The sequence below is a fragment of the Tardiphaga sp. genome, assembly GCF_028290785.1.
GTDB lineage: Bacteria > Pseudomonadota > Alphaproteobacteria > Rhizobiales > Xanthobacteraceae > Tardiphaga.
In genome coordinates this window covers 1-8,028 of sequence record NZ_JAQGJD010000115.1, presented here as the reverse complement: position 1 = coordinate 8,028, position 8,028 = coordinate 1, and the positions used below count along the sequence as shown (strand labels likewise).

General features: G+C 65.8%; 6 protein-coding genes. 1 reads left to right on the top strand and 5 read right to left on the bottom strand.

What is annotated here, in order from left to right:
• Positions 1-130: 130 nt before the first annotated feature.
• The 3 genes from JWR89_RS06485 to JWR89_RS06475 all read right to left on the bottom strand — a co-directional run bounded on the left by JWR89_RS06485 (position 131) and on the right by JWR89_RS06475 (position 4,337).
• Entirely contained in the window at positions 131-1,156 is a 1,026-nt protein-coding gene (locus JWR89_RS06485) for a transporter (protein WP_299713266.1), read from the bottom strand.
• A gap of 85 nt (positions 1,157-1,241) precedes the next feature.
• Positions 1,242-2,867 carry an inorganic phosphate transporter gene (locus JWR89_RS06480; protein WP_299713263.1) on the bottom strand — a complete coding sequence of 542 codons (1,626 nt, stop codon included), beginning with the start codon at positions 2,865-2,867 and terminating at the stop codon, positions 1,242-1,244.
• Between the two features lie 264 nt (positions 2,868-3,131).
• Positions 3,132-4,337, bottom strand: coding sequence for a GlxA family transcriptional regulator (locus tag JWR89_RS06475; RefSeq protein WP_299713260.1), 1,206 nt, complete (start codon positions 4,335-4,337; stop codon positions 3,132-3,134).
• Here JWR89_RS06475 and JWR89_RS06470 point away from each other — a divergent pair.
• Complete coding sequence (locus JWR89_RS06470; RefSeq protein ID WP_299713258.1) at positions 4,321-4,989, top strand: DJ-1/PfpI family protein; 669 nt, start codon at positions 4,321-4,323, stop codon at positions 4,987-4,989. The genes JWR89_RS06475 and JWR89_RS06470 overlap by 17 nt on opposite strands.
• Before the next feature lie 223 nt (positions 4,990-5,212).
• Here JWR89_RS06470 and JWR89_RS06465 read toward each other — a convergent pair whose 3' ends face one another.
• Both JWR89_RS06465 and JWR89_RS06460 read right to left on the bottom strand, forming a co-directional pair.
• The gene (locus tag JWR89_RS06465; protein ID WP_299713269.1) at positions 5,213-6,793 is read right to left on the bottom strand and encodes an alkaline phosphatase D family protein; all 1,581 of its coding nucleotides are present in this window, start codon (positions 6,791-6,793) and stop codon (positions 5,213-5,215) included.
• 300 nt (positions 6,794-7,093) lie between these two features.
• On the bottom strand, positions 7,094-8,028 hold a 935-nt coding region (locus tag JWR89_RS06460; RefSeq protein WP_299713256.1), incomplete at its 5' end, for an amidohydrolase family protein.

Sequence of the window (8,028 nt, the reverse complement as noted above, 5' to 3'; positions counted from 1 at the left end):
CCTTCGCGGCAACCTCGGCCCTGGCGACGAATTCGGCGGCGCGCGCCGGTGCCGCATGCGCGAACAGCAGGCAGATCGCCGCGATCGCCGCCGCGCGCATCCTGGCTGGCCATGGTGTCGGCATGATGGATTACCTGATCAGGCCAAGGCGCTTCATGACGAAATAGGCCGCGGCCGATGACAGCACCAGCAGCAAGGCGGCCCACATGAAGGCGTTGTCGTTGTCGGTGAACGGCAGCCCCTTGGTGTTCATGCCGAAGATGCCGGTGATCAGCGTCGGCGGCAGCAGCAGCGAGGTCAGCACCGACAGCACGCGCAGGCTCTCATTGCCCTGCTCCTCGATCTGCAGATGCAGCTCTTCCTGCAACAGCCGGCTGCGCTCGCGCATTTCGACGATGCGGTGGTCGAGCGAGTCGAGCCGCTGCGCCAGTTTGCCGGCGCGAAGCTGCAGCATCGGCTTCAGCTCGTTGGCGCCCTTCTGCTCGAGCCGGTGGAACACCACGCGCAGCCCGGAGAGCTGACGATGCAGCCGCACGCAGGTGCGACGCAGCCGGCCGAGCCGTTGCAGCATGTCCTTGGAATTGCCCGACAGGATCTGCTCCTCGATCTCGTCGAGCGCCACCGCGATGCGGTCGGAAACCCCGTCCATGGTCCCGGCGACATTCTCGACGATGGTCTCCAGCAGCGCCGCGGCGCTGTCGATGCGGCGACCGCCTTCCAGCGAGCGGCGGGTGGCGTCCACCGCGCACAGCGCGTGATGGCGACCGCTGACCAGAAGCCGCTCGGTCATCAGGAAGCGCAGATAGCCGGTCTCTTCGGTGGCGTCGTCGATGTCGCGCAGCAGGTCGGAGAGCACGCCGTAGACGCTGTCCTCGGTGGTGTGGAGCTGTTGATAGCTGTCCTTCGACAGCAGCAGCGTGCGCGCCTGCTCCGGCGCGTGCAGGTCGGCCTGCGCCAGCCACTGCAGCGCGCGGGAATCGGTGAGATTGAAATGCAGCCACAGCAGGTCGCCATGCGCGATGTCGATCGGCGCATCGATCGCGAGCGGCTCTGGCTTGCCGTCCGGATGGATGCGAAACGCCCAGACCAGGCCGGGAATCGCGGTTTGCGCCGAGCCGGCGTCGGCAGGCATGGCAAAGGAAAGCTCAGACGACATCGGACACTCGGTACTCTCCACGCCACGCAAAACCGCAAGCGCCAAACAACGGGGCCGCCGCGTTGCCGCGGCGGCCCTGCTATTGTCAGAACAGCTTCGAGAACACCACGTAGAGCGAGCCTGACAGGATGATCGCGGCCGGCAGCGTCAGCACCCAGGCCGCCAGCATGTTGCGGATGGTGGCCATCTGCAGGCCGGAGCCGTTCGCCGCCATGGTGCCGGCGACGCCGGACGACAGCACGTGGGTGGTGGAGACCGGCAGGCCGAACACGTCGGCGGCGCCGATGGTGACCGCGGCCACCAGCTCGGCGGAGGCGCCCTGCGCGTAGGTCAGGTGCGACTTGCCGATCTTCTCGCCGACGGTGACCACGATCCGCTTCCAGCCGATCATGGTGCCGAGACCGAGCGCGATGGCCACCGCGATCTTCACCCAGGTCGGGATGAACTTGGTGGCGGCATCGAGCGAGCCCTTGTAGGTGTTCAGCACGGCGACGTCGTCCTTGCTGAGGTCGTTCTCCTTGTCCTTCATCAGGAAGCGGATCGCTTCGGATGCGAGGTACATGTCGTTGCGGGTGTTGCCGACGGATTCCGCGGGGACCTTGTCGAGGGTGCCGTAGGTGCGCACCTGGTTGCCGACATCGGTCACCAGCACGGCCAGCGACGGATAGGTGCCTTCGACGATCTTGTGCTGCGAGACATACTGCGTCACCGCCGGACGGGGATCGCCGATGATGCTGTGGCCGGCACCCTTGGCGGCAACGACCTTCGCGGCGGCGATCGAGTTGGTCTGGAACTGCTGCACCTGGGATTCCGGCAGCGCGCGGTTCAGCGCGTAGGCGGTCGGCACGGTGCCGATCAGCACCAGCATGATCAGGCCCATGCCCTTCTGGCCGTCGTTGGAGCCGTGCGCGAAGCTGACGCCGGTGCAGGTCAGGATCAGCAGCCCGCGGATCCAGATCGGCGGGGTCTTGTTGCCTTCGGGTGCGGCATACAGCGCGGGATTTCGCACGATCATCTTCAGCAGCAGCAGCAGGCCGGCGGCGCAGACGAAGCCGACCAGCGGCGACAGCAGCAGCGCGTAGCCGATCTCGGTGGCCTTGCCCCAGTCCACGCCGGAGGTGCCGTCGCGGCCGCGCATCAGCGCGTTGGCGACGCCGACGCCGATGATCGAGCCGATCAGGGTGTGCGAGCTGGAGGCCGGCAGGCCGAAATACCAGGTCGCCAGATTCCAGATGATCGCGGCGATCAGCAGCGCGAACACCATGGCGAAGCCGGCGGCGCTGCCGACCTGCAGGATCAATTCCACCGGCAGCAGCGAGACGATGCCGAAGGCAACGGCGCCGCTCGAGAACAGCACGCCGAGGAAGTTGAAGAAGCCCGACCACATCACGGCGAATTCCGCCGGCAGCGAGTGGGTGTAGATCACCGTCGCCACCGCATTGGCGGTGTCGTGGAAGCCGTTGACGAATTCAAAGCCGAGCGCAATCAGCAGCGCTACGAACAGCAGCAGGTAAGGCAGGTAGGAGGTGACCCGGGTGCCGGTGGCCTGCACATCGACATAGATGCTGTAGGCGACGAACAGCGCGCCGGCCGCCAGAATGCCGAAGAACAGGATCATGGTGAGGGGATTGAACCCCTTGTCGAGATTGGGCCGCGACGCCGGCTCGATCAGCCCGCCGTTGCCTGTCTGGTTGATCGTGAAATCGGTCATCGCTAACGCCCCTTACCGGTTAATAGGCGTTAATCTGTGCCCGAATGATTTGAAGCTGGGATGACAGCCGCGACAATTTGCCCGGCAAGGCGCGGGGTTGGGTGGGAAGTCACCGATTTTACAACTGGTTAGCGCGACGCGGTTGAACGATTCTAAATCCGATGCCCTCTTGTCCCGGACGCGCCGGAGCGTGAAACGCTGCTGCGCAGAGCCGGGACAGGAGACTATTGGCTTGAATCCCATTCTAGAAATATGCCCGCCACGTCATGCAAACCGCTCGCGCATTTCGCTCGGATTGACGCCGAACTGGCGCGTCATCGCGCGTCGGAGCCTCGTCTCCGTGCCCAGCCCCGCGCGATCTGCGATCTGCGCCAGATTGAGATCCGTCGTGTGCAGCAACGAGCGCGCGAGATCGCAGCGGATCTTCTCGACCGCCTTGGCGGGAGACAGGCCGGTCGCCGCTTCGAACCGGCGATGAAACGTGCGCAGCGACTGGCCGGCAGCCTCGGCCATGGTCTCCACCGTCCACGGCAAGCAGGGATCGCCCGCAATCCGGCGGCTCAAGTCCTCGAACGGCGCCCCGCTCGTCGCCTGCAACGCCAGCGGCTCGCTATACTGCTTCTGATCGCCGGCGCGCCGCATATAGACGACGAGGCGGCGGGCGACGCGCGCGGCCAGCGCCGCGCCGTGGTCCTGCTGCACCAGGTTCAACATCAGGTCGATACCGGCGGTCACGCCCGCCGTCGTCCACACCGGTCCGTCATTGAGAAACAACGGTTCGGGATCGACCTTCACATCGGGAAATTCGCGGGCCAGCCGATCGGCGGAGCGCCAGTGCGTGACCGCCCTGCGGCCATCCAGGATCCCTGCTTCGGCCAACAGAAACGCGCCGGTACATACCGCGCATATGCGTTGGGTGCGCTGGACCAGATCGATGATCGCCGTCCTGGCGGCCGCATCATGTCGGACCTCGTGAACGCCGGGACCGCCGGGCACCAGCAGCGTATCCACCGCACCCTCTGCCGGAATTTCACCGGCCACGATGGCGAAGGCGGAGGCCGTCTCGACCAGACCAGCGTGGAAGCCGACAATGCGGACGTCGTAAGCGGGCTCCGCGCCCTCTTCGTTGGCGGTACTCAAAACCTGCGCCGGCCCGGCGATGTCGATGATCTGGACACCGTCATACGCAACTATCAAAACCAGTCTGGCTGGCAGTTTCTGTCGCTTGTTGACATATACACGCCGCCGATCATGAACGAGACATAGATACATGTTTGCGCGGCAAGCCGTTCTGTCAAGTTCTCGAGCGGAGATACCGATGACACTCACACGACGTGATGCCCTGGCTTTCGCCATTTCCGCTTCGGCGCTCCTGCGCAGCGGCCATGCTGCCGACGCGGCGGACGACGGTCCAAACAAGCCATCAGGAAAACAACCGATGCATTGTAATATCGTGACCGTACCCGACATGGTGCAGCTCGACATTACCGGTCCGTTCGAAGTGCTGTCCCGCACGCCGGGATGGACCGTCGATCTGGTCGCGGCAACCATGGACCCGGTGCGAACCGACCGCGGACTTCGCCTGGTACCGAACGTCACGCGCGAGACCGCGAAGAAGAGCGATATCATCGTGATCCCCGGCGGCACCGGAATCGACACCGCGATGCTCGATCCCCAGTGGGTCGCCTACGTCAAACGGGAAGCGGCCGACGCGAAATACATCTTCGGCGTTTGCACCGGCTCCCTGTTGCTGGGCGCCGCCGGTCTGCTGGTGGGCCGCCGCTCCGGCGGGCACTGGCAGGCGCGCGACCTCCTGACAAAGTTTGGCGCGACGGTATCCAACGATCGAATGACCGTCGATGGCAATATCTACACGTCCGGTGGAGTGACTTCAGGTATCGACATGGCGCTGCGCGTCGTCGGCGACCTCGCCGGCGAAACGGTTGCTCGAAAGATCCAGCTCGCCATGGAGTACGATCCGGCGCCGCCGTTCACCGGCGGCACGCCCTATACGTCGCCCCCGGAGATCGTCGCCGCCGTGTTGGCCGACTCGACCAAACGGCGCGCCATGCGCGAGACTCAAGTCGCGGAAGCGGCCGCGACCATGCGCCGTTCGAACTGACGGCAGCGCAGGGATGAGTCAGCGGGATTCACTCCCACTTGTCCCGGACGCGGTGCGGCGCGAAGTGCCGCTCCGCAGAGCCGGGACCGTACCAGACGCCGGAGTTCGTGACGGTCCCGGCTCTGCAGCGCACTACGCCGCCCCAAACGATGCTTCGCATCGTCAGCAGGCGGCGCACTGCGCTGCGTCCGGGACAAGTAGCCGTTGGCTTCAAAATCTGCCTCTAAAAATGCTGTGACGAAAGCCGGCGTCGCCGGTCATCCGGCTTCGGGATGATATCGACCGACCACAGCGCGTTGTCGTCGACGTCCTTCAGCGTCACCGTCATCACTTCGCTGGCGCCGTCGATGCCGACGTGGCCGAAGAACTGCAGCCCGAAACACGGCGCGAGATTGTCGCCCTGCGCCGCGCTGCAGCCCTTTTCGAACTGCACTGCCGGGCCAAACGTGTTGTCGAGCTGGCCCGGCGCCCAGCTGCCGGCGTGCAGCGGCCCCGACACGAACTCCCAGAACGGCTCGAAATCCTGGAACACCGCGCGGTTCGGATCGTAACGATGCGCGGCGGTGTAGTGCATGTCGGCGGTCAGCCAGACGGTGTTGGCGATGCCGGCATGCTTGATGAACGATAGCAGATCCGCGATCTCGTGCTCGCGCCGCGCCGGCGGGCCGTCGCCGAGCGCGATGGCATCCAGGCTGATCAGCCCGATCGGCAGGTCCGCGGCGATCACCTTCCAGGTCGCGTTCGACGCCGCCAGTTCACGCTTCAGCCACGCCAGTTGCATCGGCCCGAGGATATAGGCCGGCGCCTTGTCATCGCCCTTGTTCCAGTTGGAGTCGCGAAAACTCCGCATGTCCAACAGGAACACGTCGAGCAGCGGGCCGTAGCTCGTCTTGCGATACACCCGGCCATCCTGCTCCGGCCGCGCGCGCATCGGGATGAATTCGTGAAATGCCTGCCGCGCCCGCGACACCAGCCGGGAGACGCCGTGCTCGTCGTAGCCGGTGTCGTCGATGGAGCCGATCGGCGACCAGTCGTTGGTGACCTCGTGGTCGTCCCATTGCGCCAGCATCGGCACCTGCGCATGGAACGCGCGAAAATGTTCGTCGAGCAGGTTGTATTTGTAGTTGCCGCGGAATTCCGCGAGGCTGTGCGCCACCACGGATTTTTCCTCGGTTACAATGTTGCGCCAGATCCCGCCACCCGGCAGTTCGAGCTGCGCCGGCACCGGGCAGTCCGCATAGATGTGGTCGCCGGAATGGATGAAGAAATCCGGCCGGTTGTTCAGCATGGTCCGGTAGCTGCGCAGGCCGCCGCGCGCGGGATCGATGCCCCAGCCCTGCCCGACCGTATCGCCGGACCACACGAAGGAGATCGACCGCTTGGTGTCGGGCGCGGTCTTGAAGTGGCCGATCTGGGTGTCGCCGGCAAGATGCGGATGCGCGATGTCGTCGAAGCGCACGCGATAGAAGATATCCTGGCCCGGCGGCAGATTGTCGAGCAGCGCCTTCGCGGTGAAATCGCTACCCGGCAGCGCATCGACCGCGTGCGAGCCGAGGATGCTGCGAAAGCTTTCGCTCGCGGCATAGTCCACGCGCATCCGCGCGGCCCGATCGGCGCGCGCCCACACCACCGCAGATTCCGTCGAGACGTCGCCGGACTGCAGGCCATAGCTGATGGTCGGCCTATCCGCGGCGCGGCTGAGAAAAGGCGCAGCCAAGCCGCCGACCCCCGCCAGCGCCAGCGTCGAGGCCGAGCGGGTCAGGAACTGGCGCCGTGTCGGCGCGGCGTCGGTGCGGATCGTGATGGCGTGGCCCCTTCGTCGAATCGCGACGAAGCATGCCCGGGGCTATTGACCGTTCGCCGAAGGATTTGCGACAGCGCGGTGACGCGGGTCCTGTCGAATCTTGTCCCGGACGCAGCGCAGTGCGCCTCCTCTGACGATGCGAAGCATCGTTTGAGGAGGCGTAGTGCGCTGCAGAGCCGGGACCGTACCGAACGCCGGAGTTCGTGACGGTCCCGGTTCTGCGAAGCAACACTTGCGGCGATGCAAGCGCATCGCCTGACGTGTTGCATCGCGCCCGGGACAAGTTAGCAGATCGCCGCCCTACCCGTTGAACGCCGCCTGCGCTTCCGGCAGAGCCCAGATCTTCTCCACCGCCGCGACGCCGGCCGTCACGATCGCCGCTTCGTCGCCATTGACGTAACGCCCGGCGTCGATCAGCACGCGGCCATCGACGACGACTTGGTCAATATTGGCGCGGTTGGCCAGCGCGATCAGGCCGCGGCGCGGGTCGTATAGCGGCTGCAGATGCGGATGGCTCATGTCGACCACCGTGAGATCGGCGGTGGCGCCCGGCGCGATGACGCCGAGGTCGGGACGACGCAGCACGCCCGCCGCGGTCGCGGTCACCGCCTCGATCAGTTCTGGCGCGGTAGCCACATCCGCTTTCGCCGACGTCAGCTTCGAGATCATCGACGCGGCGTTGAGTTCGCCGAGAAAATCCTGGTTGTAGCCATCGGTGCCGACGACGGTGCGGACGCCGTGCTGCCGGAAACGGCCGAATGCCGCGGTGACGCCGGAGCGCGCGAACACGCGCGGGCAATTCAGCACCGTGGCGCCGCGCGATGCCATCAATCGCAGATCGGCGTCGGTGCTCGACATGCAGTGCGCCGCCATCAGGTCCGGCCCGAGCACGCCGAGCCAGTCGAGATATTCCGCCGGCGTGCGGCCGTCGTAACGCTGGCCGATAATTGCTACTTCCGCCGCGCTCTGCGCCACGTGGGTGGTGATGTTGACGCCGAGTTCGCGGGCGCGCGCCGCACAGGCCTTGAACAGGTCGGGACCGCAGGTGTCCGTCGCGTGCGGGCTCATCGCGATGCCGATGCGGCCGTCCGCCTTGCCGTGCCATTGCGCGTACAACGCGTTCCAGGTGGCGAGGTCGGCTTCGCCGTCGTTGCCGGCATAGTGCACCTGGCCGTCCGCGCCGACTTTGGCGTCGGAGGTCGAGAACGCATAGGGCGCGCCGTAGAAGCGGATGC

Coding starts and splice junctions, on each gene's coding strand:
- JWR89_RS06480 (WP_299713263.1), bottom strand. CDS start 2,867: ATGACCGATTTCACGATCAACCAGACAGGCAACGGCGGGCTGATCGAG.
- JWR89_RS06475 (WP_299713260.1), bottom strand. CDS start 4,337: ATGTCGGGTACGGTCACGATATTACAATGCATCGGTTGTTTTCCTGAT.
- JWR89_RS06485 (WP_299713266.1), bottom strand. CDS start 1,156: ATGTCGTCTGAGCTTTCCTTTGCCATGCCTGCCGACGCCGGCTCGGCG.